Origin of the sequence: Herbihabitans rhizosphaerae (assembly GCF_004216555.1) — a bacterium.
Classification (GTDB): Bacteria; Actinomycetota; Actinomycetes; order Mycobacteriales; family Pseudonocardiaceae; genus Herbihabitans; species Herbihabitans rhizosphaerae.
On sequence record NZ_SGWQ01000003.1, the window covers coordinates 1 to 25,910 of the forward strand.

A 25,910-nucleotide genomic window follows, 5' to 3' on the forward strand; every position below is an offset into this window, starting at 1 on the left:
GCCGGTCATATCCAGCTTCTCCAACACGATCCGCCGAACCTCGGTCTCCGACTTCTTCGTGTGCTCCCGCAACGGAAACGCCACGTTGTCGTACAAGTTCATCGACCCGAACAGCGCGCCGTCCTGGAACAGCACGCCGAAGAGTTTTCGCGTCTCGTAGAGCTTGTGCTCGGAACACGTGACGATGTCGACACCGTTGATCATGCAGCTGCCGTGCTCCGGCTTGAGCAGACCGATCATCGACTTGAGGAACACCGACTTGCCGGTACCCGACGGCCCGAGAAGGGCGCTCACCTCACCCGGAGGGAGAGACAGCGTCACATCTCGCCAGATGGACTGTTTACCGAAGGACTTCGTGAGTCCTTCGACAACCACCTCGGCGCCCATCAAAACCCTCCCGAGCTGTTCAGTCGGCGGCGTCGCGTACATCACGTAACGACAGCGCGGCTGGCACGACACCCAGTCGCGGTGTCATCCATGCAACGAGCCCACCGCGTCCGGGTTACTGCTTGGTTGGGGCAAGGTACCCACGAGTAGCCCCGAACGCGAGCCCGAGGCCGCCGACTTCACGCAGCCGGGTGTGTTGACCGCACCGATCGAAAGCCACGCTGAGGTCGCCCTCATTGTCGAGGGCGGTCGCCCTTACGACGCCGGAGGGACAGCGGGCGAGGAACGAGCCCGCTGTCTCAGAGGTGGCGTGGCTGGACCACCCACGAAACCCGGCCACCCACACTCGGCACCCAGCCACCCAAGCAAAAGACCCCAACCCCGTTCGGCGAAGCCGAACCAGGCGACCTTGCCCTCGATAGACAACACAGAGGGCCGGCACCCGAACGGGTGCCGGCCCTCTGGTCGACTCTGTCGAGTCAGGTCACTTCACGGAAACCGCGGCGCCCGCGGCCTCCAGCTTCTCCTTGGCGGCCTCGGCCGCGTCCTTCTTGGCCTTCTCCAGGATCGGCTTCGGCGCGCTCTCCACGAGCTCCTTGGCCTCCTTCAGGCCCAGGCCGGTCACCAGCTCACGGACGACCTTGATGACCTGGATCTTCTTGTCGCCGGCGGACTCCAGGACGACGTCGAACTCGTCCTTCTCCTCCTCGACCTCAGCGGCGGCACCGGGGCCGGCCGGGCCGGTGGCAACGGCGACCGGAGCGGCCGCGGTGACGTCGAAGGTGTCCTCGAACTGCTTCACGAACTCGGAGAGCTCGAGCAGCGTCATCTCCTTGAACGCGTCGAGCAGCTCGTCGGTGCTCAGCTTCGCCATGATGGCGTTCCTTCCTGTCTTGCACCCCGGTAATCCGGGCGCATGGATTTACTCGGGGTTGATCAGCTCTCGGTGGATTCCGAAGCGGCCTTCTTCTCCTGCAGCGCGGCTGCCAGGCGAGCGACCTGGGACGCCGGGGCGTTGAACAGCCCGGCGGCCTTGGACAGGTTGCCCTTCATCGCGCCCGCCAGCTTGGCGAGCAGCACCTCACGCGAGTCGAGGTCGGCGATCTTGGCGACCTCGTCGACGGTGAGCGGGCGGCCGTCCATGTAGCCGCCCTTGATGACAAGGCCCTCGTTGTCCTTCGCGAAGTCGCGCAGCGCCTTCGCCGCGTCGACCGGCTCGCCCTGCACGAAGGCGATCGCGGTCGGCCCGGTGAACAGACCCTCGAGGCCCTGCACGCCCGCGTCCTCCGCGGCCCGCTTGACCAGGGTGTTCTTCGCGACACGGTAGGTGGCGTCGGAACCGAGAGCGCGACGCAGCGTGGTCAGCTGCGACACGGAGAGACCGGTGTACTCGGTGATGACGGCGGCCGAGCTGCTGCGGAACCTGTCCGCGATCTCGGCGACGGCCTCCACCTTGTCCGGCTTCGCCATGGTCGCCTCCTCTCGTTGGGCTGGTGACCTCTGGTGCACCGAGCCCCGTGAGTTTCCTCGGAGACGACGAACGCCCCGGCGCAGTAGCACGGGGCGTTTCAGGCGGGCGGCGAGCGCCCGGGAGAGCCACGTCCTCCTGCGCGGGCCGCCCTGCTCGTCGCGGGGCCTTCGTTCCGTCCACCGGAGTGGGCGGAAGACCAGCGGTCTTCGGTAGAACCAGGGCAACGATACGTGACGCGTGTTCGGCGCTCCAAATCGGCCCCGATGGTGACGTACCGGACCGGTGCGGTGACGGTGCATGATGGGAGGCGTGGCCGAGAAGGACCAGCCGCCCGCCTCGCCGCCGGCTCGATTGCCCGAGTCGAGCGGCCCGCCGGCCGTGCCCGAACGACCTGCCGTCCCCGAGGTACCCGCCGTACCCGGACCGCCCGTCGTCCCCGAGGCCCAGCCGGCACCGGCGCCGGCCTCGCAGATGGACGCCGAGCAGTTCCGCAAGTTTCAGGAGTTCCAACAGTTCCAGGAATTCCAGCGGTACCGGGAGGAGACCGGACAGCTTCCCCCCGCGCCGAAGCCGCCACTGTGGAAACGCGCGCTGCGCAGCAAGCTCGTCCGCAAACTCGTGGTGCTCCTGATCCTCCTGATCGCCGCGTACTGGGCCTACCAGCACTATTTCGGAAAGAATGACTCCGACAACGCCATCGAAGCCGGTGGCGGCGGTCGCACGAAGACCAACTTCGTGTTCAGCGACAACCCCATGGCGATGGTCCGCCAGTTGTACGACAACGTCGCGCAGAACATCGTTGTCGACGCGTGCAACAGGTTCACCGACGATGCTCGGCAGAAGTTCACCGCCGATCTCGGCGCACCAAGTTGTGAACTCGCGGTGACGACGCTCAATTCAAAGCTGACCAACAAGCACAAGTACAGCTTGCCGCGTCCCGGGTCCAATTTCACTATTCCGCCGGGCGCGAAGACGATTGAGATCAGCTCGTGTGACCTTCGCGTCGAAGGCGGGCCGAGGATCGGCGTTTTCGTGCTGAGTGAGATCGAACTCGGCCAGTGGATCATCACGGGACACCGGAACGAGCCGGACCCGTGTCCGGCGGGAGCGCGGTGACGTGGATCCGGTTCGGGCATTGCGGCAGGTCGCGTTCGAGTTGGAGCGGGCCGGTGAGCCGACCTACCGCGTGCAGGCGTTTCGGAACGCGGCGCGGCGCATCAGCCGGATCAGTCCGGAGGAGATAGCCGACGACGCGAAACGCGGGCGGCTGCAGGACATTCCCGGAGTCGGCAAGACCACGGCCGCGGTGATCACGGAAGCGGTGCTGGACCGGCCGATCACCTATCTCGAAAAGCTGCGGGAAAGGGTCGAGGCGCCGCCACCGGGCGGCGCTGAACTGCGCGAGAAACTGCGCGGCGACTGTCACACGCATTCCGATTGGTCGGACGGCGGGAGTCCGATCATCGAAATGGCCGAGGCGGCCCGCGATCTCGGGCACGAATGGGTGGCGCTCACCGACCATTCTCCCCGGCTCACCGTCGCCAACGGGCTTTCCGAACAACGGCTGCGCGAACAACTCGCCATCGTGGACGAGCTGAACGCCGAACTCGCCCCGTTCCGCATTCTGACCGGCATCGAGGTCGACATCCTGGACGACGGCAGTCTGGACCAGGACGAGGACCTGCTCGCCGAGCTGGATGTCGTGGTCGCGAGCGTGCACTCGAAGCTGAAGATGCCCGGCCCGGAGATGACCGAGCGCATGCTGACCGCCATCCACAACCCGAGGGTGACCGTGCTCGGCCACTGCACCGGCCGCAAGGTCGCCGGTCGGCCCCGGCCGGAGTCGCGGTTCGACGCGGAGGCCGTATTCACCGCCTGCCGGGACAACAACGTGGCCGTGGAGATCAATTCGCGGCCGGACCGGCTCGACCCGCCGCGCCGGCTGCTGCGCATGGCGGTCGAGATCGGCTGCCAGTTCGCGATCGACAGCGACGCGCACGCCCCCGGTCAGCTCGACTGGCTGCCGTTCGGCTGCGAACGGGCCGCTGAATGCGACGTGCCCGCCGATCGGGTGATCAACACCAAATCGGCGGACTAACCCGCCTCCCCGAAATTTCCCAGTAATGGGTACCTACCTGCGCACGGTGCGGTTACGTCGTCACCGAGGCTGAGCTGCGTCACGGTACCCCTTGGCTACAGCTGCTTTGGGGTCAAGTTAAGGGCGAGGGCCGGGGTGCTGAGAATCGGATCTCAGGCAACGGCCTCGTCGGTGAGCAGGTTGCGGGTGCGCGACGGGTCGACCGGGATGCCCGGGCCCATCGTGGTGCTGAAGGTGATCTTCTTCAGGAACCGGCCCTTGGCGGCGGACGGCTTGGCCCGCAGGATCTCGTCCAGCGCGGCGGCGTAGTTCTCGACGAGCTTGTCCTGGTCGAACGACGCCTTGCCGATGATCAGGTGCAGGTTCGCCTGCTTGTCGACCCGAAAGTTGATCTTGCCGCCCTTGATCTCGGTGACGGCCTTGGCCACGTCCGGGGTGACCGTGCCGGTCTTCGGGTTCGGCATCAGGCCACGCGGGCCGAGGATGCGCGCGATCCGGCCGACCTTGGCCATCTGGTCCGGGGTGGCGATCGCGGCGTCGAAGTCCAGCCAGCCGCCCTGGATCCGCTCGATCAGGTCCTCGGCGCCGACGGCGTCCGCGCCGGCCGACTCGGCGGCCGCGGCCTTGTCGCCGGTGGCGAACACGATCACGCGGACGGTCTTGCCGGTGCCGTGCGGCAGGCTGACCGTGCCGCGCACCATCTGGTCGGCCTTGCGGGGGTCGACACCCAGCCGGATCGCCACCTCGACGGTCGCGTCCAGCTTGACCTTGGAGGTCTCCTTCGCCAGCTTCGCGGCCTCGAGCGGCGTGTAGAGCCGCTCGCGGTCGATCAACTCGGCGGCCTGACGGTAGGCCTTACTGCGCTTTGCCATGCTGTCCTCATTCCAACGGGTGAACAGTCGTGGTGCGGGCCAGCGCCGGCCCTCCCACGCGTACGGGTCGTTCGGGTCAGATCTTGGAGACCTGGCTGAACGACAGCTCGACCGGTGTTTCCCGGCCGAAGATCGTGACGAGCACCTTCAGCTTCTGGCCGTCGGCGTTGACCTCGCTGATGGTCGCCGGCAGCGTGGCGAACGGCCCGTCCATGACGGTGACCGACTCGCCGACCTCGAAGTCGACCTCGACGGTCGGCTTCGACGACGCGCCGCCGCCCTTGCTGGCGGACGCGGCCGGCTTGGCCTCCTCCACCTGCGGAAGCAGGAACTTGAGCACCTCGTCCAGGCTCAGCGGCGACGGCTTGGACGTCGCGCCGACGAAGCCGGTCACGCCCGGGGTGTTGCGCACCGCGCTCCACGAGGCGTCGTTGAGGTCCATCCGCACCAGGATGTAGCCGGGCAGGACCTTGCGCTGCACCTGCTTGCGCTGGCCGTTCTTGATCTCGGTGACCTCCTCGGTGGGCACCTCGACCTGGAAGATGAAGTCCTCCATGTCCAGCGTCTGGATGCGGGTCTCGAGGTTGGTCTTGACCTTGTTCTCGTAGCCGGCGTAGGAGTGCACGACGTACCAGTCGCCCGGCGCGGTCCGCAGCGCCTCGCGCATCTCGGCCGCGGGATCGGGCGCCTCCTCGGCGGCGGCGTCCGCGGCGTCGGCCTCGGGCTCCTCCCCGGACGCCTCGGCGTTGGCGCTGTCGGCCGTCTCGTCCGTGGCGGTCTCCTCGGCGGGGTCGGCCGACTCGTCAGCCGTCTCCGCCGTGGACTCGTCGGACGTGCCTTCGGCGTTCTCGAGCTCGTCGGTCGCCAGCGCCTCGGTCTCCTCGGACAGGCTGGTCAGCTCACTCCCGCCGGCCGTGCCGTTCTCGGAGGTCACAGTTGGTCTCGCTTCCTTTCGTACAGTGGCATCCCGTGCCGCAACGCGCCGAAGCGCGACGTCACTCGCCGAACAGGGCCAGAACGCCCTTGGCGAGCACGAGGTCCAGCACGGACACCAACGCCACCATGAAGGCCACGAAGACCAACACGACGGCCGTGTAGGTGATCATCTGCTTCCTGGTCGGCCAGATGACCTTCCGCAGCTCGGCGACCACCTCGCGGAGGAACCGAAACATCCGCTTCGGCAGGGCCTGCTTGGTCTCCCTGCCGTCCCTCGTCGGCGTCGCGCGACCCTTCCGGTCGGCCGACACGGACTTGGAGTCGGCCTTCGCGGCCTTGTCCTTCGAGCCCGACTTCGCGGCGGAGTCACCGGTGCGCTTGGACGCCGGCTTCTTCGCCTCGGGCCGCGCGGAACCACGACGCTCTCGCCGCGCCGCAGCGGTGACCGGGCGAGAAGGGCGCTCCTGCCCCTCTTCCCGCTTCTTGTCCCGGTCCTCGGCCACGCCAGTTCCTCCGCTCGCCGTTCAGTTCTACGCAGGGGTGACAGGACTTGAACCTGCAACCTGCGGTTTTGGAGACCGCTGCTCTGCCAGTTGAGCTACACCCCTTTGCGACCGCGCGATCACTCACGCAACCGCCGTGTGGACGTATGAGACCTGCCCCACTGTATTGAATCGAGCGATGCTCGCGCACTGTGGGGCCGGTATCGAACGCTCCAAGTCCCAGAGTGTACGACACAGCGCCGCGAGGCAGCTCCACATGGGTGCCTGCCGCGACCCGGCGACACCCCGACCAACGGCGGGGTCACGTCCGGCGCGTCCGGTCCGATCTGCGACGATTCCAACATGGCAGCACCGCACGCGCCCACAGATGCAAAGCCCACCGACCGTCCCCGCGTCTCCAAGCGCGTCGGCGGCATCGCCGAATCGGCCACCCTCGCGGTCGACGCGAAGGCCAAGGCGCTCAAGGCCGCCGGCCGGCCGGTGATCGGCTTCGGCGCCGGCGAGCCGGACTTCCCGACGCCGGACCCGATCGTCGAGGCCGCCGCCGAGGCCACCCGCGATCCGCGCAACCACCGGTACACCCCCGCCGCCGGCCTGCCCGAGCTGCGCGAGGCCCTGGTCGCCAAGACCGCCCGCGACTCCGGCTACCAGGTCAAGGCGAATCAGATCCTGGTCACCAACGGCGGCAAGCAGGCCGTCTACCAGGCGTTCGCCACGCTGATCGACCCCGGCGACGAGGTGCTCCTGCCCGCGCCGTACTGGACCACCTACCCCGAGGCGATCACGCTCGCCGGCGGCAGCACCGTGCAGGTCACCGCGGACGAGTCGACCGGCTACCTGGTCACCGTCGAGCAGCTGGAGGCGGCGCGCACCGAGCGCACGAAGGCCCTGCTGTTCTGCTCGCCGTCCAACCCGACCGGCGCGGTCTACCCGCGCGAGCAGGTCGAGGCGATCGGCCGCTGGGCGCACGAGCACGGCATCTGGGTGATCACCGACGAGATCTACGAGCACCTGACCTACGACGGCGTCGAGGCGGTCTCCATGCCGGTCGCCGTGCCGGAGCTGGCCGACACCTGCGTGGTGCTCAACGGCGTCGCGAAGACCTACGCGATGACCGGCTGGCGGGTGGGCTGGATGATCGGCCCGGCCGACGTGATCAAGGCGGCGTCGAACCTGCAGTCGCACCTGTCCTCGAACGTGTGCAACGTGGCCCAGCGCGCGGCGCTCGCGGCCGTGTCCGGGCCACTGGACGCGGTGGCCGAGATGCGCACCGCGTTCGACCGCCGCCGGCGCACGATGGTCGAGCTGCTGTCGGCGATCCCTGGCGTGGAGTGCCCGACACCGAAGGGCGCGTTCTACTGCTACGCGTCGGTGAAGGGCGTGCTGGGCAAGGAGATCCGCGGCAAGCGGCCGGAGACCAGCGTGGAGCTGGCAGCGCTGATCCTGGAGGAGGCGGAGGTCGCCGTGGTGCCGGGCGAGGCGTTCGGCACGCCCGGGTACGTCCGAATGTCCTACGCACTCGGCGACGACGACCTGGTCACCGGAGTCACCCGGATGGGCGACCTCCTGCGCGAGGCGAAGTAGCCCACGCACCCCCCGGGCCCACCTACCCCAGGCCCACCTACCCACCTACCGACTTCACGCAGCCGGGTGTGTTGACCGCACCGATCAAAAGCCCCGCTGAGGTCGCCCTCATTGTCGAGGGCGGTCGCCCCTACGACGCCGGAGGGACAGCGGGCGAGGAACGAGCCCGCTGTCGTGGAGGTGGCGTGACTGGACCACCCACGAAACCCAGCCACCCACCTCGCGGCCCCCAACCACCAAAGCAAAAAGACCACAGGCCGTCGGCGAAGCCGACTCGGCGACCCTGCCCTCGATAAAAAGAACAGGGAGCCACCGCACTCGGTGGCTCCCCGTTGTCGTCCTGTGGCTCAGGCCTGGAACTCGGCCAGCGCGGCGATGGCGGCCGCACGCTCGGCGTACTTCCACTTCGCCAGGTCGCCCACTGTCTTGATGCCGAGGCCGGCGAGGACCTCGTCATGCTTGGTGGTCAGGCCCTCGAGCGCCGAAGGCGGGGCCGCGAGCAGCTCGCTGAAGCTCTTGTCCTCGTAGGCCTTGTCGACCAGCTTGTTCACATTCAGGGCCACCTGTGGACCTCCATGTCGAGATTGGCTGGAACGGCAGAAGCCTCTCGTCCTTCACCCGATCGCGCAACGGCGACTCGCTCATCCGGGTGAACTGGGAAGGATCAATTCAGCTTGACCAGGGCGGTGGCCTTGGTGAACACGGTCTTGCCCTCGAACTTCGCGGTGATGTCGATCCGCACGGTGCCGTCGTCGCGCTTCTCGGCGATCTTGCCGGTCAGCTCGACGAGCGCGCCCTCGTCGTCGTCCGGCACCACGACCGGGCGGGTGAACCGCACGCTGTAGTCGACCACCGCGCCGGGGTCGCCGGCCCAGTCGGTGACCAGTCGGCAGGCCAGCGCCATGGTCAACATGCCGTGTGCGACCACGCCGGGGAGGCCCACTCCGGTGGCGATCCGCTCGTTCCAGTGGATCTTGTTGAAGTCGAGTGACGCGCCGGCGTAGCGGATGAGGTCCTCGCGGGTGAGCCGCACGGACAGCGGCGGCAGCTCGTCGCCCACGTCGGCGGCGGTCATGCCGAGCCTCCCAGCGAGATCAGCAGCGCGGCGCAGGTCAGCAGGTGCTCGCCGGTCACGCTGTGGATCTCCGCACGCAGCGACAGCATGTCGTTGCCCATCCGGGTGTCCACCTTGTCGATGTGCATGGTCACGGCGAGGCGGTCGCCGACGCGCAGCGGGCGGGTGAACGCGAAGCGCTGGTCGCCGTGGATCATGCGGCCGGAGTCGAACCCGAGATCCGGATCGCTGACCACCTCGTAGATCTTCTTGGTGTTGACGATCGTGGCGAACGTCGGCGGCGCGATCACGTCCTCGTGTCCGGCCGCGCGCGCGGCCTCGGGGTCGAGGTAGATCGGATTCGAGTCGCCGATGGCGTCCGCGAACTCCTTGATCTTCTCGCGGCTGATCTCGTAAACCCAGGTCGGCGGGTACTCCCGGCCGACGAACGACTGATCAAGAGGCACCCGAACAGATTACCGGGAGTGTTGGTTCAGCACGCGCGAAGGCCGCTCACCAGACTGGTGAGCGGCCTCACGAATCCGGGGCTTCGCGCCCGGTCAGCGAGTCTCTTTGTGCAGACGGTGCGCGCCGCAGTTCGGGCAGAACTTCTTCATCTCCAAGCGGTCCGGGTCGTTGCGCCGGTTCTTCTTGGTGATGTAGTTGCGGTGCTTGCACTCCTCGCACGCCAACGTGATCTTCGGTCGCACGTCAGTGGCAGCCACAGCATTGCCTCTCTCTGTACTCGGCGCAGCCGTCGGGCCTGCGCCACTCTCGCGTAGCGGTGGCCGGACTTGAACCGGCGACACAACGATTATGAGCCGTTTGCTCTACCACCTGAGCTACACCGCCATGGTCCCCGTCGCCGGGGGGTGTCCGGGTCACCCCAGACGTGATCGAGCCCCTTTACGGAATCGAACCGTAGACCTTCTCCTTACCATGGAGACGCTCTGCCGACTGAGCTAAAGGGGCGTGCTCGAATCGCTCACGCGAGCGGTGACGACTGTACACAAGGGCTGCCCGGGTTGGGAAACGGGGTAGGGCGATCACGGCAGCAACGTGAGCACCGTCTCGTCCCGCCGGTTGACCATGCGGTGGGTGCGCGCCCGCAGCCACGCCTCCAAGCGCGAATCCGACAGCGGCCGGGAGATCAGATAGCCCTGCGCGACGTCGCAGCCCATGGCGGTCAGCGCGTCCCGCGCGGCGTCGTCCTCGACTCCCTCAGCGACCACGGTCAGCTCCAGCGAGTGGCCCAGCTCCACGATCGAGCGGACCACGGCGAGGTCACCGAGATCGGTGCCCATGCCGAGCACGAAGCTCTTGTCGATCTTCACCTCGTCCACCGGGAGCTGCCGCAGGTAGGCCAGCGACGAGTACCCAGTGCCGAAGTCGTCCACCGCGAGCACGATGCCCATCGCGTGCAGCCGCCGCAGCACCGGCAGCGCCTTCTCCGGGTCGGCCATCACGCCGGACTCGGTCAGCTCGAGGGTGAGCAGCTCCGGCGGCACGTGGTGGCGCTCCAGCGCGTCGGCGACCCGGTCAGGGAACTCCGTGTCGGCGAGGTTGCGCACGGAAAGATTGACCGCCGCGGAGATCCGCAGGCCGCGGCTGAGCCATTCGCGCACCTTCTCCAGCGAGCGCTCCATCACGAACGTGGTGAGCGCGTCGATCAGACCGGCGGCCTCGACGGCCGGCACGAACTCGTCCGGGTCCAGCGCGCCGTACTCGGGGTGCCGCCAGCGCACCAGCGCCTCCACGCCGAGCACCTGCCGGTCCGACAGCGCCACCTTCGGCTGGTAGTGCACGCTGACCTGGCCGGACTCCAGCGCCGAGCGGAACTGGGTGACGAGCTGGAACCGCCGCAGGAACACCTGCCCCATGCTCGGCATGTACTCGCGAGCCGCCTCGCCGCCGCTGCGGGCCGCGCGCACGGCGACATCGGCGCGCTGCAGCAGCGCGTCCACGTCCACTCCGCTGGGCTGGTCGAACGCGGCGGCCGGCGCGTAGCCGACCACGGCACTCGCCTCCACGGTGAGCCGGTCGACCGGGTACGGCGCGGCGAGCTGCGTGCGCAGGCGCTCGGCGACCACCCGCGCCTCGTCGGCGTCGTCGGCGTGCAGCAGCACGGCGAACGCGCCGCCCTCCAGCCGCGCCAGCGGTGCGGTGGCGCCGACCGCGTCGCGCAGCCGCCGACCGGCCGCGACGACCAGCCGGTCGCTCCACGCGTAGCCGAGCGCGTCGCTGATCGTGGACATCACGTCGAGGTCCACCCGCAGCACGAACGCGTCGGGGAACTCGCGCAGCTCCTCGGTGGCGGCCTGGCGGAACCCTGGCCGGTTCAGCAGACCGGTCAGCGGATCGTGGTAGGCGTCGTGCCGCAGCGCCGCGAGCAGCCTGCGGTTGTCCATCGCGGTGGCGACGTGGCTGGCCATGGTGCCGATCAGCCGAACGTCGGCGGTGCCGAAACCGCGCCAGCGGCTGAGCCGGTCGTGTGCCTCGATGACGCCGAGTAAATGGTTCGAGCTGCGCAGCGGCACCACGAGCGCCTCCTCGACGCCCCGCCGCCAGAGCGCCTCGGCCACGTCGGGCAGCGCGTCGGACAGCCGGAAGTGCCGCACGTGCGAGCCGGGCAGCCGCAGCAGCGGATCGTTGCGCGGGCCCGCCGTGTCGCCGGATAGACCGGCGGGCAGCGGGTCGCCGGCGACCACGACGGCCGGCTCGCCCGGCGCGTCCGGGTAGAGCCGCAGCACCACGCGGGACGCCTCGAGCTGGTCGCGGATCCGCTCGGCGATGGTGGGCCACTCGTCGTTGCCGACCACGACGCCGGTCTCGTCCAGTTCGTCCGAGGCGCGCAGGGTGCTCTGGTGTCCGACCCGGCCGACGACCAGGCTGATGTCGGCGAGCGCCTCGAGGTCGCGCTGTTCGCGCAGCAGGCCCGAGTAGGCGAGGTACAGCGCGGCCAGCCCGCCGAGCGTCATGATCACCAGCGGCCAGCCGTACTCGGCGTGCGCGGCGACCTGGTAGGCGACCACGCCGACGGACGCGTTCACCAGGCCGAGCACCAGCGTGCGGGCGAGCAGCGGGAGCGCGGCCCCGACGCCCATCCGGCGGCCGAGCACGTACACGGCGGCGAGCGCGAGCAGGGTGCTGGACACCGGGACGACGAGCGTGCCGGCCCACACGCCGGCCCAGGACGGGCCGAGCCCGCGCAGGGCCACCTCGACCAGGTGCGCGACGGCGAAGGCGCAGGAGATCTCGATGATCATCGCGCCGGTGTTGTAGAGGACCCGGTCCTGCACGCGGCGCACGATCAGGGTGCCGACGCCGGCCAGCAGGTGGGCGGCGAGCACGACCTCGAACGGCGCCACGAACAGGCCGATGGCCAGCGGGATCTCGGTGAACGAGATCGACCAGGAGACGCCGCTGCGCACGTCGATGTTGACCGAGAGCTGCTCGGCGAGCACGAAACCGAGCGCGAGCAGGATGCCGGCGACCACGTTGTCGGTGTGCGCGTGCGGCTGCGGCGGGATGAAGAAGTAGACGAGCGCGGCGCCGACCAGCCCGGTGCAGAGCACCGTGAGGGAGTACAGGGTGAACCGGCGGCGGGCGACCTCGTCCGGGGTGGGCTGCCCCGCGGCCCAGCCTGTGGCGGCAGCCTCGGCCGCGGCTGGGTCGTCCGGCATACGACCTCCTCGTCCGTCAGCACGCTGACTAGGAGCCCCCTGGTCTAGCAACGTCGCCCCGACGGGCAAGTCACTGTACCGTCTCGGAGCCGGATTTCCAGGGGTGCTTTTCCGCGAGGGAAGTCCACTTCTTGGATGGCCTATCTCAGATTCTGGACGGCGGCGTCGGACAGACCGGCCGCCGGGTAGCAGCACCGGCTGACGAAATCCACGCCGTCGGAGTCGCCGGGAGCGGTCACGATCACTCCCCTGCCGGCCACGCCCCGCAGCACCGCACGGACGCCGGACAGTCCACTGTGGAGGGACGGTGGCGCGTCGAACGGCTTCGGCACCGCCGAGCACGTGCGCGGTGGCGAGCGTGGCGTGCCCGCACAGGTCGACCTCCACCGTGGACGTGAACCACCGCAGCGGCAACGGGTTCGCGCCGGAGTACACGTCCATGGGCATCACGGTATGGCCAGGTCGACCTCGATCCCCAGGAAGCGACTCACATCGTCGGCATCGTCACAGAGGGCCTGACGGACGGCCGAACCCACTACACCGAAAGGCTGTACGGACACGGTCCCCCGACCGCCGGAGCGGTCCAGCCGCCAGGTGCCGACGACGCGGCCGTCCACGCACACCGCCGGCATGACGAAACCCCCGCCGGACTGGATCTTCCGGTCGTGCTCCGGCGGCACGGCCGGCACGCGCGAGGCGTACCCGAGCAGGTAGGCGTCGAAATGCCCGAGCAGCCGCACGACCCCGCGCTCCGGGACGGACGCGGCCGGCCGATCGTGGTCACCGATCGCGGTGAAGGCGGACCTGGCGCGCCCCAACGGCAGGCCGGCCCAGGTGGCGAAGTCGGCCGCGTCGGCCGGCGCGTGCCCGACCAGATAGCGGGACGCCAGCCGGACCAGTGCCTCTTCCTCATCGATCACCGGTGCGGGTGGCAGCCACTCGTCCAGCAGCACGTAGGTCGACTCGTCCTTCGGCGCCTCCGGCCCACGGCAGAGCACGCCGGTCAGCGCGGCGTAGCCGAGCAGGTGCGCCGGCGCCTGGCTTTTCGGGTCGAGCACCACGCCGTGGCCGGCCAGTCGGGACACGATCTTCGCCCTGGTCAGCGGCCCCGCGCCGGACAGCACCTCGGTCAGCGCCGCCACTCCGCGCGCGGTGCTCGACTCGTCCAGCCCGAGCTGCTCGCGCCGGCCGCGGGTCCGGTGCGCGAACCTCGGCCCCAACAGCCCCACGATCCAGCGCACGTCCTCGGCCGCCAGCAGGTGCAGCGTGCCGCGCATGGCCCAGGTGCGCACGACCTTCCGTGCCGCGATCGCGTCGTCCACATCGGACGCGGTCAGCCCGGCCGTGCGCGCCCGCACCGCGAGCCGACTCGCCCGCACGTCCTGCCCCTGCAGCGCGACCACCCGGCGCACCGCCTCGGCCACGTCCGACCCGCGCGCGGCCAACCCCTGCGCGGCGGCCCGCGCGGCCAGCGATCCGTCCTCGTGCACGGTGCCATGATCGCGGTATGAGCGTGGACAAGGAGAAGATGCTCGCCGGCGAGTTGTACAAGGACAGCGCCCCGGACCTCGTCGCCGAGCGCCGGCACTGCCAGGCGCTGCTGGACAAGTTCAACGTCACCACCGCCGAGCAGACCGACGAGCGCCGCACCGTCCTCCAGGATCTCCTCGGCGGCATCGGCGACGGCTCGTGGATCATGCCGCGCTTCCAGTGCGACTACGGGTACCTGATCACGTTGGGGCGCAACAGTTTCCTCAACTACGACGCGATACTCATGGACTGCGCGAAGATCACTATCGGCGACGACGTGTCGATCGGCCCGCGCGCGCAACTACTCACCGCGCTGCACCCGGTCGAGGATCACGAGCTGCGCCGGCAGCGCTGGGAGACCGCCGCGCCGATCGCCATCGGGAACAACGTGTGGCTCGGCGGCGGCGTGATCGTCTGCGCCGGCGTGACCATCGGCGACAACGCGGTGATCGGCGCCGGCAGCGTCGTCACCAGGGACGTTCCGCCCGCGGTGCTGGCCGCCGGGAACCCGTGCCGGGTGATCAGACAGCTGCCGACCGAATGATCCGGATCGCGACCGCGGCGTCAGCCGCACCGACTACCGTTGCCGCGGGAGCGGCGATCAGCTCCCGGAGGTGCGCGAAAGGCGGAGACACATGGCGGCCCTGACTGACTCCACAGAGGCGATCGTCGCGAGGATCCTGCACACGGTCAGAGATTCGGCGCGCGACGACAGCACCGCGCGGCGGATCGCCTTGGCGCTGATTCAGGAGCCGATCACCGAGTTCAGCCAGGACGAGCAATACGGAGCCCTCACCGAGGCACTCGGGTCCGAAGTGTCCCTGAGCACGATCATCGATCTGTCCTACGTCCCGAGCCCGCCGTCAGAAGAGGAGTTCCGCGCATTCCTCGAGCGTGTGCGCGCACACCTCGACGCCAACCGGCCCTGGCCAACGCCGCCGCACCGCGGATTGGACTCCAGGCGCTGGCCGTCGGAGTACGCGAACGCGGCCGTGGTTGGCCGGATCGGCCTCCACATCGTCGGTGTGCGGAACAAGGTCAAATACCTCTTTCGCACCGAGGACGGTGGCAGCGGCCGCAACGTGTTGTTGCTGCGCCTGCGGTCAGGGGACGAGATCGCACTGGTCACAGGATGGTGGTCGGACTCGGACGACCTCGCCGTCCTGTCTCGCGACCCGAGCCGCCCCGCGAACGAGGTGCTCCAAGCACTGATCGACGCGACCGATTTCACGTCCGAGGATGTCCGCCCGTACGGCGAAGTCGGCGCCAGCGAGAGCTGACGCCTTCACCTCCGCCACCGGTGTGCGAAATTTTCGGGAACCGACATCGCGCCGTCTCCATCCGAAGTACGGTCGACCTGGGATGCGGCGACAGACCGACCTGCGAACGCCCGACAATGGGGAACCGTGACCGAACCTGACGACGAGATCCTGCGTATGCAGGCGCGAAACGCCGCGGCGCGCGATCGCCTCGACGACCTGCTCACCGACGTGCAGCAGCGCGCCGAGCAGTTCCGTGAGGCCCAGAGCGAGGCGGCGACCACGACCGCGACCGTCACCTCGCCGGACGGCCTGGTGCGCGCCACCGTGGACGCGAACGGCCGGCTGTCCAACCTCGAGTTCGCGCCGGTCGCGTTCAGCAAGAGCACGCCGCAGGCGTTGGCGCGCACCGTGCAGCAGGTGGTCAGCCAGGGCGCGGCCGAGGTCGGCAGGCGGGTCAGCGAGCTGATGTCGCCGTTGCAGCAGGGCGTGCCGGATCTGTCCGAACTGTTCGAGGGCGCGCCGTCGCTGGCCGAGTTCCGCCCGCCGGTTCCGACCACCGAGCCGGACCCCGGTCAGACGCCGCCCTCGCACGAGGACGAGGAGCAGAACTTCATGACCTCGTCGATGCCGGCACCTCCGCCACCCGTGGTCGAGGAGAAGCCCAAGCCCAAGCGCGGCCGTCCGGACGACCATCACGACGACGAGCCGCAGAGCTGGATGGAAGGCGGTAGCTCGTGGTAGACGGCGGCTTCGGGCTCAAGGCCGAGGAGGCGAAGAAGGCCTCCGGCAAGTTCGGCGAGGCGAGCAACCAGATGGAGGAGGCGCGCAAGGCGCTGTTCCGGGTGCTCGACGCCGAGGGCGAGTGCTGGGGCAACGACGAGTCCGGCCAGGCGTTCAGCAAGGACTACAAGCCGGCGGTGACCGGCGTCCGGGACGCGTTCGGCAAGCTCGTCACCGGGATCAAGGCGTTCGAGACCAACGTCAAGGGTGCGTCCTCCAACCACCAGAACATCGACCACAAGAGCGGTCAGAACATCACCAAGGCGGGCGGTAAGTAGGCGTGGCCATCGAGTGCTGGGTCCCGGACGACTTCAAGTGGCTGCTGCCGATCGTCGTCGGTGAGAGCTGGCCGGAGGGCAACGAGGACGCCCTCCGGCGGCTACGCGACGCGTGGGAGGGCGCGTCGAAGGCGATGGACGGGGTCATCGCCACCGGCAACCAGGGCCACAAGGGCGTGCTCGCCAACATGGAGGGCGAGGCGGCCAAGGCATTCGACGAGGCCTGGAAGAAGTTCACCACCGGCGACGAGGCCTACCTCACGTCGATGAAGTCCGGGTGCGCCGACCTGAGCAAGGCGTGCGACAAGGCGGCACTCGAGGTCGAGTACACCAAGATCACGATCAACATCTCGCTCGCGATCCTGGTCGTCGAGATCATCGCGATGATCGCCGCGGCGTTCTTCACCTTCGGCGCCTCGCTGGCCGGGTCGATCCCGGCGCAGATGGCCACCCGCGCGGCTATCCAGCTGGTGTTCCGCCAGCTCATCAGGAAGCTGATGCAGCTCGGCCTGAAGGGTGTGGCCAAGGCCCTGCTCAAGAAGCTGCCCGGCGCCGTCGCGCGGAGCATGCTCGAAGAGATGGCCATCGACGCGGCCGCGCAGGGCTACCAGATGGCCAAGGGCGACCGTAAGGAATGGGACGGCCAGAAAACGTTCGGCGCGGCCGTCGGCGGTGCGGTCGGCGGCGTGGTCGGTGTCGGCGGCGACGCGCTGTTCAAGGGCATGGGCCGGGGTGCGGCCGACTCGTTCGGCGGGACGCTGGCGCAGGGTGCCGCGCGCGGGTTCGTGCGGGGCGCGTTCGACGGTGCCGGCACGGCGTTGGGGACCGGGCTGGTCATGGGTGACCTGTCCGCGAAGGACGTGCTGTTCGGCGCCACGTCCGGCGGTGTCTCCGGCTCCACCCACGGCGTGCGCGGCGCGGCCTCCGGGCTGCGGGACATGAACATCAACGCGCCGGACGGCTCCGGTCCGTCGGTCGATCCCGGATCGGACGGCGGCGGGCCCTCGCCCAGTCCGAGCAACAACGGCCCGAGCAACAACAGCCCGGCTCCGTCGGGCAGCCCGAGTCCTGGAGACAGCGGTTCCTCGCCGTCCCCGTCGCAGTCCCCGTCGCCGGCTCCGTTCTCCTCGAACGGCTCGCCATCGGGATCGGACACGGGTGCGCCCGCGCCTCGGGACGGCGGCAGCTCTTCTTCTTACAGCGCAACGGATTCCGGTTCGAGTGGCTCCGGCTCGGGTTCGAGTGGCTCGGGCTCCGGCGGGTCGCCGAGCGGTTCGCCCACAGCGGACTCGCCGAGCAGTAGCAGCGGCAGCGGCCGGTCGGACTTCGGCTCGGTGTCCGCGTCGCTGGCCTCGTCGCCGGTCGACGCGCCCGGTGGTCCGGCGCCCAGCGGCCCGTCCGGCGGCACGCCGAGCTTCGGCGGGAGCGACGGGCCGTCGTCCAGCAGCGGTCAATCGAGCGGCATACCGTCCGGTGGTGGCGCCCCGATGGGCGGCGGCTCGCCGTCCGGTGGAGGCTCGCCGTCCGGCGGCGGTTCACCCTCGGGTGGCGGTTCGCCGTCGAGCGGTGGCTCCCACTCGGGTGGCTCGTCCGGCGGTTCACACTCGGGCGGCTCGCATTCCGGTGGCTCGTCATCGAGTCCGAACGCGGGCTCCAGCGGCACGTCCTCGCCGAACACCGGGTCGCAGTCGCCGACACAATCCCCGTCCCAGTCGCCGGGTTCCTCTCCGGCGTCCAGGCCCACCGCCGGCACGACGCCGGGCGGTTTCGGCCCGAGCGGCACTCCTCCGGTCGCACCGACCGGCCCGACGGCGGCTCCGATGCCGCGCACCGAGGCGCCCGCGCCCCGCCAGGACACCCCGGCGTTCGGCGGACCGACACCTACCCCGACTCCGACCACCGGACAACCGGGCACGCCGCCGCCATCCCAGTCACCACCTCAGGCACCGCCCCAGCAGCGGCCGGCCACTCCCGCGGGGCAGGCCAACCCGCCGGCCACCGCGTTCGGTGGGCCGGCAACGCCGCCCCGCACCGACGCGCCCGCTCAGCCGAATCACCCCGCACCGACACAGAACCAGCCGAACGCCGCGCAACAGCCTCCGTCCAACGCACCCGACCAGCCGGGCGACGGGGACTCCACGCCGCCGGCCGGCGACCTGCAGTCAGGTGCCACGATCCGGCCACGTGATCCCGAGGCCGCCGACGCCTGGGCGAACGAGGCCTACGAGCGATTCCGTGCGGACTCGACCGATGTCGACCGCATGGCGGCACACCTGGCTGACGCGCCGCGCGCGGACGGGCGGGTCGGGTTCACCCGTGACGAGCTGGCACAGATCAAGCAGCACCTCATGGTCGACGAGCACCTGCTCACCGACTACGAGAACCCGGGCCAGTACGTCCGGCAGCGGTTCGATCCCTACGCCGGGATCGCCGAGGCGTGGATCCGGCTCAACGAGGGCAATCACCGGCCCGAGGACCTCGTGCTGCTGGAGCACGAGCTGGCCGAGTCCAACTACCTCCGCGAGAATCCGGACGCGCCGTACAGCGAGGCGCACCAGGCCGCCAACGAGAAGCACAATTGGGAATCGGCCGAACCGGCACGCGCCGGCGAGGACCTGGACGTTTCCTTTGGAGGAACGGATGGCACTGCTGGTGTACTTCGAGCTGATCCAGGAGACGGAGGAGGCGGTGGAGTACGCGTTCGGGACGAGCCCGGAGGAACTGGACCGCCAGCTGACGATCGACAAGGGGGACCGCCGCGCCAAACCGGCGGACGGCTTGGAGAACCACCTGTTCCTGGGAGCGGCGGGCAAGATCCTCACTCGCCAGCGGACCGAGGGGGCGTGGCCGGCCAAGGGGATGCGCGCGTCCTAGGCGCACCACAGTCCCCGCCGGCCGCCGCGTTCGGCGGTCCCGGTGAGTCGCCGCAGGGGCCACCCGACCGGCCGACCGGTCCCGACGGACGCGTGGACATCGGCGCGGTGCTCGGCACCGGGTCCAGCTTCGATCCCGACCCGTCCGGCACGCCCGACCCCGGCAGCGACAGCGGCGACAGCACGCCGTCCAGGCCGGCCGACCCGCCGGCACGCACGCTCGACCCGTCCGAGATCCCACCGCCACGCACCGCCGCGGACGGCCCCTCCGATCCCACGACCCCGCTCCTGTCCGAGTACGTGGGCGAGGATCGGGGCGAGGCGGACAGCATTCCCTCTGCGTATCGAGTGGAATACCTCAGCGCGGCCAAACTCGAATCACACCGGGTGTTCGTGCACGAAGGTTTGCTGTACGGCGTCGACGGCAAGCCGTTCGACACCAGCGCAGGGAATTCCATGTGGGGTGGAAGCGACGGTCAACGTGCGATCTTCGTCATGGACCAGCACGGCAACCTCTACGCGTCCAACCATCACGAGTTCGGCGAGTTCCACCACTCGAGCTTCCTCGGCGGTAACCCGGTAGCGGCAGCGGGAGAGCTGCGGGTGAAGGACGGCCGCGTCGAGTTCATGTCCGACCAGAGCGGCCACTACCGACCCGAGACGCCGTTCACCGAGTCGGCCGTTCGCCGGCTCAACGAGGACGGTATGGACTTCCGGGACGTCGAGGTCAAGACGAACCGGCCGCTGTCGTTCGACCCGTCCACCCTGACGCCGCCGCCGCGAACCGACACCGATCCGAACCCGGTCACGCGCCAAGATCACCCGGCACCACCGCGTGATCCACAGCAGACTCCCCCGACGCCAGCCGATCCGCGCAACACCGTCCAGGACAGTGGCACCACGCCGCCGCGCCAGGACCCGCCGGTGATCGGGTCGCCGACGCCGCAGCACACGCCACAGCCGGGAACACCGCAAAGCCCGCACAACCAGGCGCCCCCACAGAACCTGGCCCCGCCCCGACACGAGGCACAGTCCCCGACACCCACGCATCCGCAGTCACCGCCGCCGCCTCAAGCACCGCCCCAGGCGCCGCCGCAAAACCTCGCACCACCGCGGACGCCGCACAACCAGGCCCCGCCACAGAACCTGGCCCCGCCGCGACACGAGGCGCCGACCCCGACGCCACCGCACCCGCAGTCACCGCTGCCGCCTCAAGCACCGCCTCAAGCACCGCCACAGGCGCCGCCGCAGAACCTGGCACCACCGCAGACGCCACCTCAAGCGCCCCCGCAGACGCCACCGCAGGCGCAGGTGCCGCCGGTCGCGCCGCACCCCACGCCAGGGCCAGGGTTCGACCAGTCGTTCGCGCCGCCGCGGCCGGCCGACAACTGGTCGCCACCGGCGTCCGGGCCGGACAACGGCGCGCCGTTCCGGCAGTCCAATCTGAACCCGCCGCCGTCACAGCAGCCGTCGTTCCGGCAGCTCGCCGACTCGATGCAGGCACCCGCGCGGCCCGACTTCGCCGCGATGTCCCGCTCGGTTCCCGGCCTGCACTCGCAGCCGGCGATCCACATGGGCACCGCGGACCGGGACTCCGCGCAGCAGTTCATCAACCAGCGGCACCCGCAGCTGCGCAACGTCAACCCGAGATTCTCCGCGTTCCGCGCGTTCGAGCGCGGCTTCCGCACGAACTGCACCCGGTGCTGTGTCAACTACGTGCGCCGGATGTTCGGCGACGACGTGACCGCGCCGCGCGTGCGCCCGCGCGACCTGCCGCGCCTGGGCACGCTCAACTACGTGCAGGAACGCCTCGGCGGGAACTGGCAGAACCACCCCAGCTGGGACAGCATCATCAGCGCGATGAACGGCCGCCCGGTCGGCGCGCACGGCGTGGTGGGTGTCGTGTCGGTCGACCCGGCCACCGGCCGGCAGAGCGGTCACGTCGCGATGGTCTCCAGGACGCCGGAGGGCGTGGCGTTCATCGACCCGCAGTCCGGCGAGCTGATGCACCTGCCGAACAACCCGGCGTCGCTTCGCCTGCTGCCGTTCACCGACGCCGATCTGCCGCCGTTCCACCAGAACCCGCAGCAGGCGGCGGCGAACGCGGCCGCGCCGAGGGGCGACCTGTCGCTGTCCGACCCGCGCTCGCACGGGCCGCTGCGCAACCTGTTCAACCGGCTGTTCAGCTCGGGCGACGCGCCCCAAACACCACCGCAGGCACCGCCGCAGATGCCGCCGGGTCCACCGCCCGGCCCGCAGCACCTGGCACCGCACAACATGGCGCCTCCGCCCGGACCGCGTCAGCTGCCGCACCTGGCGCCGCAGATGCCGCCCGGCCCGCCCCCGAACCACCACCTGCCGCAGCAGCACGTGCCGCCCCAGCACACCCCTCAACATCCGGCACCGCCCCAGCACCCGGCTCCGCCGCACCAGCGCACTCCGCAACACCCGGCACCGCCGCCGCAGCAGCAGCCGGCACCGCAGCAGCGGTCCGCACCGCCCCAGCAGTTCGGCCCGCCCCAGCACCAGCCCAGCCCGCAACACCAGCCCGGCCCGCAGCAGCCCGGCCCGCAGCAGCCCGGTCCGCAGCACCCGCCCGGTCCGCAACAGCAGCCGGGTCCGCAACAGTTCGGCCCGCCGCAGCACCAAGCGCCGCCGCCACCGCAGCAACCGCCGCCTCCGCCTCAGCAGTTCGCGCCGGCACCGCAGTCGGCGCACCCGACCGCGCCGAACCCCCAGCAGACACCCCAGCGGCCCGACCCGCGAGTGGCGTTCCAGCAGCCGCCGCCCACGACCCGGCCGGACGGCTTCGGCCCACAGGGCGGTCAGAGCTTCGGGCCGCGCGGCGGCGACACCGGCCAGCCACGGGTGCCCGACCACGCGAGGGCCTGGGCGGACTTCAACCGGGACCAGGCAGCGCACCGCGCCGACCTTGGCCTGGACGACCCGCGCGAGCAGGTGCGACGCGAGGCACGGGAGCGTGAGCAGGCCGAACAGCCGCCGGTCCCCGTCCGACCGCCGTCGCAGCGGGATCAACAGCAGGCACCTCGGGAGCGGCCGCCGCTGCGCAACCGTCTCCGCGAACTGCCCGACGGCCTGGACCACGTCCGGGACACCGCGCACGCCACGGACGCCGGTATGGCGCTCTACGACGGCCGCGCGGACGGCAACCAGCTGTTCTCCGCGCGGCAGGTCCAGCCGTCGCCGCCGTTCTTCACCGTGGACGTGCACGGCGCGCCGAACACCATCCGGCCGCTCGGCGACCGCGCGCCGATCTCCGCCGCCGATCTGGCCGCGATCATCAGGGCGAACCCGGACTACCGGCCGGGCCAGCCGATCCGGCTGCTGTCCTGCGAGACGGGCCGGACCGGCGACGGGTTCGCCGCACAACTGGCCAAGGAACTCGGTGCCGACGTACTCGCGCCGCGCACGGACGCGTGGGTCGACTACGACGGCAACATCTTCGCCTCCACGGGCCACCGGGACCTCAACGGCGACGCGGTGCCCGGCTGGCCGCCGAACGGCGAGTGGGCCACCCACCGGCCGGACGGCACTCACCAGATCCACGAGAGCCCGTTCCCGCCCGGCCACACGCCGACCAACGACCTCGCCCAGCGGGACACCCCGCCGCCGACCGCGTCCCAGCGGGCGGCCGACGACACCCCGTTCGGCGGCCCGCCCACCGACCGGGACCTGACCACCGACCCCGCGCCGACGCCCGAGGCCCGCAGGGACCGGGACGACGAGAACGACGCCGACGAGGCCGTCAAGACGTTCCTGTTGCTGTGCACGGAGTACAGCCCCAGAAGGGGCGGCGTCGTGGTCTTCAACAGGGCGCTCGCCGAGGCGTTGGCCGACGCCGGGCACAACGTGGTCGTGCGGATCGGCGAGGACGCCACGCCCTACGCCGACGCGCAGCGCCCCAATCTGCGGATCCTCGGCCCCAGGGACCTGCCGGACAACCCGGACAGCCGCCTGCTCCTCGGCCCCGAGCACGACCCGGCCGACATGCCGGAGAAGGTCGACTTCGTGGTCGGGCACACGCGCTTCTCGGGCCCGGACGCCGCGGCGACCCGAGACGCCAACTTCTCGGACGCGAAGTTGATCCACTTCACCCACATGGTGCCCGAGGCGCTGGGCCGGGTGAAGGAGTCCGACGAGGCGGGCGAGGCGGCCAAGGGCATCGAGAACCACGCCGTCGAGCGGGACCTGGTGGCCGGCGCCGATCTCGCCGTCGGTGTCGGACCGGCGATCACCGAGAACGTCAGGGAGATGGTCGACGAGGCTCAGCAGATCGCCGCGCGGACCGGAGAGCACGTGGCGACGCAAGGGGTGCACGAGCTCATCCCGGGTATGGAGTTCCGGGACCGGCCGGAGCGCTCGACCGAGGGGCGCCCGCTGACCGTGTACATCTCCGGCCGCGCCGACGTCGGCCAGAAGGGCACCAGAGAGGCGGCGGAGGTGGTCGGCAGACTGCGCGAAGCCGGCGTGCCGGCGCGGCTGGTCGTACGCGGTGTGCCTGCAGAACTGGTGAAGGCACAGAGTCGCATCCTCTCCAGGATCGCGGGTGACACCGTGGAAGTGCGACCGTTCACCACGGAACGCTCCGACCTGGACGCGGACCTGGATGACGCCGATGTCATGGTCATGACCTCGCGTGCCGAGGGGTTCGGGCTCACCGCCCAGGAGGCGGCGGCCGCCGGCGTCCCGGTCATGGTCCCGTCCAGCAGCGGCTTCGGCCGCTGGCTCGGCGAGTCGGGTCAGTTCTCACCGGAGCTGACCGGCAACAGCATCGTCGAGCAGGGTTTCGAGGACCGGGTGCCGACCGACCTGTGGTTCGACGGGTTACGGACCATGCTCGAGGACTACCCGGCCGCCCAGCAGCGTGCCCTGGACCTGCAGCAGGAGTTCAAGGACCGGAAGGTCACCTGGGAGACGGCAGTGGGATCGTTGGTCGACAAGGCGAGGAGATTGCGATGACCGGTGACGAGCTCACGCACCGCTATGAGGCGCTGCGGCGGGCCGCCACGGCCGTGATCGAGTCGACGGCGGCCGACCCGGCGCCGGTGTTCCCGGCCCACCAGCAGAAGTTGGACGCCCTCGCGCAGGCACTGACCGGTCCCGAGTCCCAGGACGTCGCCACTCGCGAGATCATCGACCCCGACCTGCATCTGCTCAGCATGTTGGACTACGAACGTGGAGTGCCCGGCGGGGCACCGTTCTCCCTGGCCCACGACGCGTCGGAAATCCGGGAGAGTATGGCCAAGGACGATGTGGCCGAGCACCCGCGCGGGTACTACCCGGACGAGTGGAACCCGACCCTGACCGAACTGCGGGCCATGATCGTCGCGACACTGCTGCAGGAGCTGGCGGCGCGGCTGACCGCCACCGGCGACCCGGGCGGGCACGAACTGGCCGCTGTCGCGCGGGAACTCGCCGACGAGGTCCTGGCACCGACGTTCGCCGGAGCACAGCGGTGAGCCCGCAACAGCGACCTCCGGTCGTCTTCGCCGGACGCTGCGACGTGATGCAACACGGCGCGCACGAGGCCGCGCTGATGGTGCGCGGTGCTGGCCGGCCGGTGCGCTTGATCGTGAACGGAGCGCCGCCCGAGACCGTGCGCGCCGCCCGGCGCCTGCTCTCCCAGGTGGCCGGCCGCCACGTCGAGGTACGCGGATACACCAGCGACAAGCGGGCGCAGCGTGAGGCGATCAACACAGCGGACGTCGTCGTCGTGAACTGCCGTGACGAGAACGTCGGCCTGACCGCCCTGGACGCGATCGTCGCCGAGGTGCCCGTCCTGGTGCCCGACACGTGCGGCATCGGCCGGTTCCTCGTCGAGAGCGGACGCTTCGATCCGCGGCTGATCGAGCATTCGGTGATCCGGCGCGCGGACGGCGAGGCGGCGGCACCGGTCCAACGGTGGATCACCGAACTCGCGGAGGCCCTCGACAACCCGGACACCACGCGGCAGCGGGCCGCCGAACTGCGCGAGGCCCTGGTGACCGCGCTGCGAACGCTGCAAAGCGCGGGAGAGTCGGCCGCCGACCTGATGAAGGCCATCACCGAGGTGCGTGGCAGCGGGAGCAGTGATGACTGACGACGATCTGGCCGCACGATATGAAACCCTGCGCGCGGCGGCGGCCGAAGTGCTGCACTCCGCGCTGAACACCCGGCACCCCGCGCCGTACACGGCAGAGCTGCACGAACTCCATCGCGTGCTCCTGGATTCCCCGTCGGCGCCGGCCGGCACGCCCGATCCGGCCCGGCACAGCCTCGCGTTCACCGACTACCGGGAGGACGGCTCGTCCGGCCCGTACGAGCTGACCAGGCTCACCGAGGAGATCCGCGCGGAGTTGGCCGACGATCGCGCGCGCGGCGAGCACGTGCCGGACCATCCGGTTCGCGATGTTCCGCTGACCCAGTTGCGTGCGCTCGTCATCGGCTCGCTGCTGCACGAGTTGGCGGCGCGCCTCGCGCCGGGACCGGCAGTCGGCGTGGCAGAGGCGGGCCGCGAGCTCGCGGAGATCGCGGCGGACCTCGGCACGCGGTTGATCAATCAGACCTCCGCGGGAGCCCAGCAGTGATCCGGGACTCCC

The 25,910-nt window shown here is 70.2% G+C and carries 24 protein-coding genes, 3 tRNA genes and 1 pseudogene; 11 read left to right on the plus strand and 17 right to left on the minus strand.

The window, feature by feature from the left end; all coding sequences use genetic code 11:
• The 3 genes from EV193_RS09595 to rplJ form a co-directional block, all read right to left on the minus strand.
• The coding region (locus EV193_RS09595; protein WP_130344328.1) for an ABC transporter ATP-binding protein at positions 1 to 387 on the minus strand (387 nt) is incomplete at its 3' end.
• A 484-nt stretch (positions 388 to 871) separates the two neighbouring features.
• Positions 872 to 1,261, minus strand: coding sequence for a 50S ribosomal protein L7/L12 (gene rplL / locus EV193_RS09600; protein ID WP_130343714.1), 390 nt, complete (start codon positions 1,259 to 1,261; stop codon positions 872 to 874).
• A 62-nt stretch (positions 1,262 to 1,323) separates the two neighbouring features.
• Entirely contained in the window at positions 1,324 to 1,857 is a 534-nt protein-coding gene (gene rplJ / locus EV193_RS09605; RefSeq protein ID WP_130343715.1) for a 50S ribosomal protein L10, read from the minus strand.
• A 472-nt stretch (positions 1,858 to 2,329) separates the two neighbouring features.
• On the opposite strand from rplJ, the gene EV193_RS09610 reads away from it, so the two are divergent.
• Positions 2,330 to 2,974, plus strand: a complete 645-nt coding sequence (locus tag EV193_RS09610; RefSeq protein ID WP_130343716.1) for a hypothetical protein — start codon at positions 2,330 to 2,332, stop codon at positions 2,972 to 2,974.
• A gap of 1 nt (position 2,975) precedes the next feature.
• A complete protein-coding gene (locus EV193_RS09615; RefSeq protein WP_130343717.1) occupies positions 2,976 to 3,956 on the plus strand; it encodes a PHP domain-containing protein in 981 nt (326 codons plus the stop codon).
• A gap of 152 nt (positions 3,957 to 4,108) precedes the next feature.
• Here the strand turns inward: EV193_RS09615 and rplA are convergent, their stop codons facing one another.
• From rplA to EV193_RS09635, 4 genes are all read right to left on the minus strand, one after another.
• Positions 4,109 to 4,828 carry a 50S ribosomal protein L1 gene (gene rplA / locus EV193_RS09620; protein WP_130343718.1) on the minus strand — a complete coding sequence of 240 codons (720 nt, stop codon included), beginning with the start codon at positions 4,826 to 4,828 and terminating at the stop codon, positions 4,109 to 4,111.
• 76 nt (positions 4,829 to 4,904) lie between these two features.
• Positions 4,905 to 5,762 (minus strand): transcription termination/antitermination protein NusG, encoded by an 858-nt coding sequence (gene nusG, locus EV193_RS09625; RefSeq protein WP_130343719.1) that lies wholly within the window; start codon positions 5,760 to 5,762, stop codon positions 4,905 to 4,907.
• 61 nt (positions 5,763 to 5,823) lie between these two features.
• The gene (gene secE, locus EV193_RS09630; RefSeq protein ID WP_130343720.1) at positions 5,824 to 6,267 is read right to left on the minus strand and encodes a preprotein translocase subunit SecE; all 444 of its coding nucleotides are present in this window, start codon (positions 6,265 to 6,267) and stop codon (positions 5,824 to 5,826) included.
• Between the two features lie 32 nt (positions 6,268 to 6,299).
• Positions 6,300 to 6,372, minus strand: a tRNA-Trp gene (locus EV193_RS09635).
• Between the two features lie 237 nt (positions 6,373 to 6,609).
• On the opposite strand from EV193_RS09635, the gene EV193_RS09640 reads away from it, so the two are divergent.
• The gene (locus EV193_RS09640) at positions 6,610 to 7,851 is read left to right on the plus strand and encodes a pyridoxal phosphate-dependent aminotransferase (RefSeq protein WP_130343721.1); all 1,242 of its coding nucleotides are present in this window, start codon (positions 6,610 to 6,612) and stop codon (positions 7,849 to 7,851) included.
• A 347-nt stretch (positions 7,852 to 8,198) separates the two neighbouring features.
• Here EV193_RS09640 and EV193_RS09645 read toward each other — a convergent pair whose 3' ends face one another.
• The 10 genes and pseudogenes from EV193_RS09645 to EV193_RS09685 all read right to left on the minus strand — a co-directional run bounded on the left by EV193_RS09645 (position 8,199) and on the right by EV193_RS09685 (position 14,078).
• Positions 8,199 to 8,414: a hypothetical protein gene (locus tag EV193_RS09645; RefSeq protein ID WP_130343722.1), complete on the minus strand. Its 216-nt coding sequence runs from the start codon at positions 8,412 to 8,414 to the stop codon at positions 8,199 to 8,201.
• Positions 8,415 to 8,515: 101 nt separating this feature from the next.
• Positions 8,516 to 8,926: a MaoC family dehydratase gene (locus EV193_RS09650; protein ID WP_130343723.1), complete on the minus strand. Its 411-nt coding sequence runs from the start codon at positions 8,924 to 8,926 to the stop codon at positions 8,516 to 8,518.
• The gene (locus tag EV193_RS09655) at positions 8,923 to 9,372 is read right to left on the minus strand and encodes a MaoC family dehydratase N-terminal domain-containing protein (protein ID WP_130343724.1); all 450 of its coding nucleotides are present in this window, start codon (positions 9,370 to 9,372) and stop codon (positions 8,923 to 8,925) included. Before EV193_RS09655 ends, EV193_RS09650 begins: the two co-directional genes overlap by 4 nt.
• Before the next feature lie 93 nt (positions 9,373 to 9,465).
• Positions 9,466 to 9,630, minus strand: coding sequence for a 50S ribosomal protein L33 (rpmG, locus tag EV193_RS09660; protein ID WP_130343725.1), 165 nt, complete (start codon positions 9,628 to 9,630; stop codon positions 9,466 to 9,468).
• Between the two features lie 54 nt (positions 9,631 to 9,684).
• Positions 9,685 to 9,757 (minus strand) — tRNA-Met (locus EV193_RS09665).
• A gap of 47 nt (positions 9,758 to 9,804) precedes the next feature.
• Positions 9,805 to 9,877, minus strand: a tRNA-Thr gene (locus EV193_RS09670).
• A 74-nt stretch (positions 9,878 to 9,951) separates the two neighbouring features.
• Positions 9,952 to 12,588, minus strand: coding sequence for a putative bifunctional diguanylate cyclase/phosphodiesterase (locus tag EV193_RS09675; RefSeq protein WP_130343726.1), 2,637 nt, complete (start codon positions 12,586 to 12,588; stop codon positions 9,952 to 9,954).
• 140 nt (positions 12,589 to 12,728) lie between these two features.
• Positions 12,729 to 12,920, minus strand: a complete 192-nt coding sequence (locus EV193_RS33720; RefSeq protein WP_207222627.1) for a hypothetical protein — start codon at positions 12,918 to 12,920, stop codon at positions 12,729 to 12,731.
• A gap of 22 nt (positions 12,921 to 12,942) precedes the next feature.
• Positions 12,943 to 13,035, minus strand: a pseudogene (locus EV193_RS34720) (PhzF family phenazine biosynthesis protein); the annotation flags it as partial.
• Positions 13,035 to 14,078: a winged helix DNA-binding domain-containing protein gene (locus tag EV193_RS09685; RefSeq protein ID WP_130343727.1), complete on the minus strand. Its 1,044-nt coding sequence runs from the start codon at positions 14,076 to 14,078 to the stop codon at positions 13,035 to 13,037. The gene EV193_RS09685 and the pseudogene EV193_RS34720, both read right to left, overlap by 1 nt.
• 17 nt (positions 14,079 to 14,095) lie before the next feature.
• Here EV193_RS09685 and EV193_RS09690 point away from each other — a divergent pair, with 17 nt between their 5' ends.
• The 8 genes from EV193_RS09690 to EV193_RS09725 all read left to right on the plus strand — a co-directional run bounded on the left by EV193_RS09690 (position 14,096) and on the right by EV193_RS09725 (position 25,898).
• Positions 14,096 to 14,662: a sugar O-acetyltransferase gene (locus tag EV193_RS09690; RefSeq protein WP_130343728.1), complete on the plus strand. Its 567-nt coding sequence runs from the start codon at positions 14,096 to 14,098 to the stop codon at positions 14,660 to 14,662.
• A gap of 91 nt (positions 14,663 to 14,753) precedes the next feature.
• Positions 14,754 to 15,398, plus strand: a complete 645-nt coding sequence (locus tag EV193_RS09695; RefSeq protein ID WP_130343729.1) for a hypothetical protein — start codon at positions 14,754 to 14,756, stop codon at positions 15,396 to 15,398.
• Between the two features lie 126 nt (positions 15,399 to 15,524).
• Positions 15,525 to 16,121: a YbaB/EbfC family nucleoid-associated protein gene (locus tag EV193_RS09700; RefSeq protein WP_130343730.1), complete on the plus strand. Its 597-nt coding sequence runs from the start codon at positions 15,525 to 15,527 to the stop codon at positions 16,119 to 16,121.
• The gene (locus EV193_RS09705; RefSeq protein ID WP_130343731.1) at positions 16,115 to 16,438 is read left to right on the plus strand and encodes a WXG100 family type VII secretion target; all 324 of its coding nucleotides are present in this window, start codon (positions 16,115 to 16,117) and stop codon (positions 16,436 to 16,438) included. Before EV193_RS09700 ends, EV193_RS09705 begins: the two co-directional genes overlap by 7 nt.
• Before the next feature lie 2 nt (positions 16,439 to 16,440).
• A complete protein-coding gene (locus EV193_RS09710; RefSeq protein ID WP_130343732.1) occupies positions 16,441 to 24,291 on the plus strand; it encodes a WXG100-like domain-containing protein in 7,851 nt (2,616 codons plus the stop codon).
• Positions 24,288 to 24,791, plus strand: coding sequence for a hypothetical protein (locus tag EV193_RS09715; protein WP_130343733.1), 504 nt, complete (start codon positions 24,288 to 24,290; stop codon positions 24,789 to 24,791). The genes EV193_RS09710 and EV193_RS09715 overlap by 4 nt, the downstream gene beginning before the upstream one ends.
• A complete protein-coding gene (locus EV193_RS09720; protein WP_130343734.1) occupies positions 24,788 to 25,411 on the plus strand; it encodes a glycosyltransferase in 624 nt (207 codons plus the stop codon). Before EV193_RS09715 ends, EV193_RS09720 begins: the two co-directional genes overlap by 4 nt.
• The gene (locus EV193_RS09725) at positions 25,404 to 25,898 is read left to right on the plus strand and encodes a hypothetical protein (protein ID WP_130343735.1); all 495 of its coding nucleotides are present in this window, start codon (positions 25,404 to 25,406) and stop codon (positions 25,896 to 25,898) included. Before EV193_RS09720 ends, EV193_RS09725 begins: the two co-directional genes overlap by 8 nt.
• The last annotated feature ends 12 nt before the right edge of the window (positions 25,899 to 25,910 follow it).

Excerpts from the sequence above, each read along its gene's own strand:
- rplL (WP_130343714.1), bottom strand. The coding sequence starts at position 1,261 with ATGGCGAAGCTGAGCACCGACGAGCTGCTCGACGCGTTCAAGGAGATG.
- rplJ (WP_130343715.1), bottom strand. The coding sequence starts at position 1,857 with ATGGCGAAGCCGGACAAGGTGGAGGCCGTCGCCGAGATCGCGGACAGG.
- EV193_RS09610 (WP_130343716.1), top strand. The coding sequence starts at position 2,330 with ATGGACGCCGAGCAGTTCCGCAAGTTTCAGGAGTTCCAACAGTTCCAG.
- rplA (WP_130343718.1), bottom strand. The coding sequence starts at position 4,828 with ATGGCAAAGCGCAGTAAGGCCTACCGTCAGGCCGCCGAGTTGATCGAC.
- EV193_RS09640 (WP_130343721.1), top strand. The coding sequence starts at position 6,610 with ATGGCAGCACCGCACGCGCCCACAGATGCAAAGCCCACCGACCGTCCC.
- EV193_RS09650 (WP_130343723.1), bottom strand. The coding sequence starts at position 8,926 with ATGACCGCCGCCGACGTGGGCGACGAGCTGCCGCCGCTGTCCGTGCGG.
- EV193_RS09675 (WP_130343726.1), bottom strand. The coding sequence starts at position 12,588 with ATGCCGGACGACCCAGCCGCGGCCGAGGCTGCCGCCACAGGCTGGGCC.
- EV193_RS09690 (WP_130343728.1), top strand. The coding sequence starts at position 14,096 with ATGAGCGTGGACAAGGAGAAGATGCTCGCCGGCGAGTTGTACAAGGAC.
- EV193_RS09695 (WP_130343729.1), top strand. The coding sequence starts at position 14,754 with ATGGCGGCCCTGACTGACTCCACAGAGGCGATCGTCGCGAGGATCCTG.
- EV193_RS09715 (WP_130343733.1), top strand. The coding sequence starts at position 24,288 with ATGACCGGTGACGAGCTCACGCACCGCTATGAGGCGCTGCGGCGGGCC.
- EV193_RS09725 (WP_130343735.1), top strand. The coding sequence starts at position 25,404 with ATGACTGACGACGATCTGGCCGCACGATATGAAACCCTGCGCGCGGCG.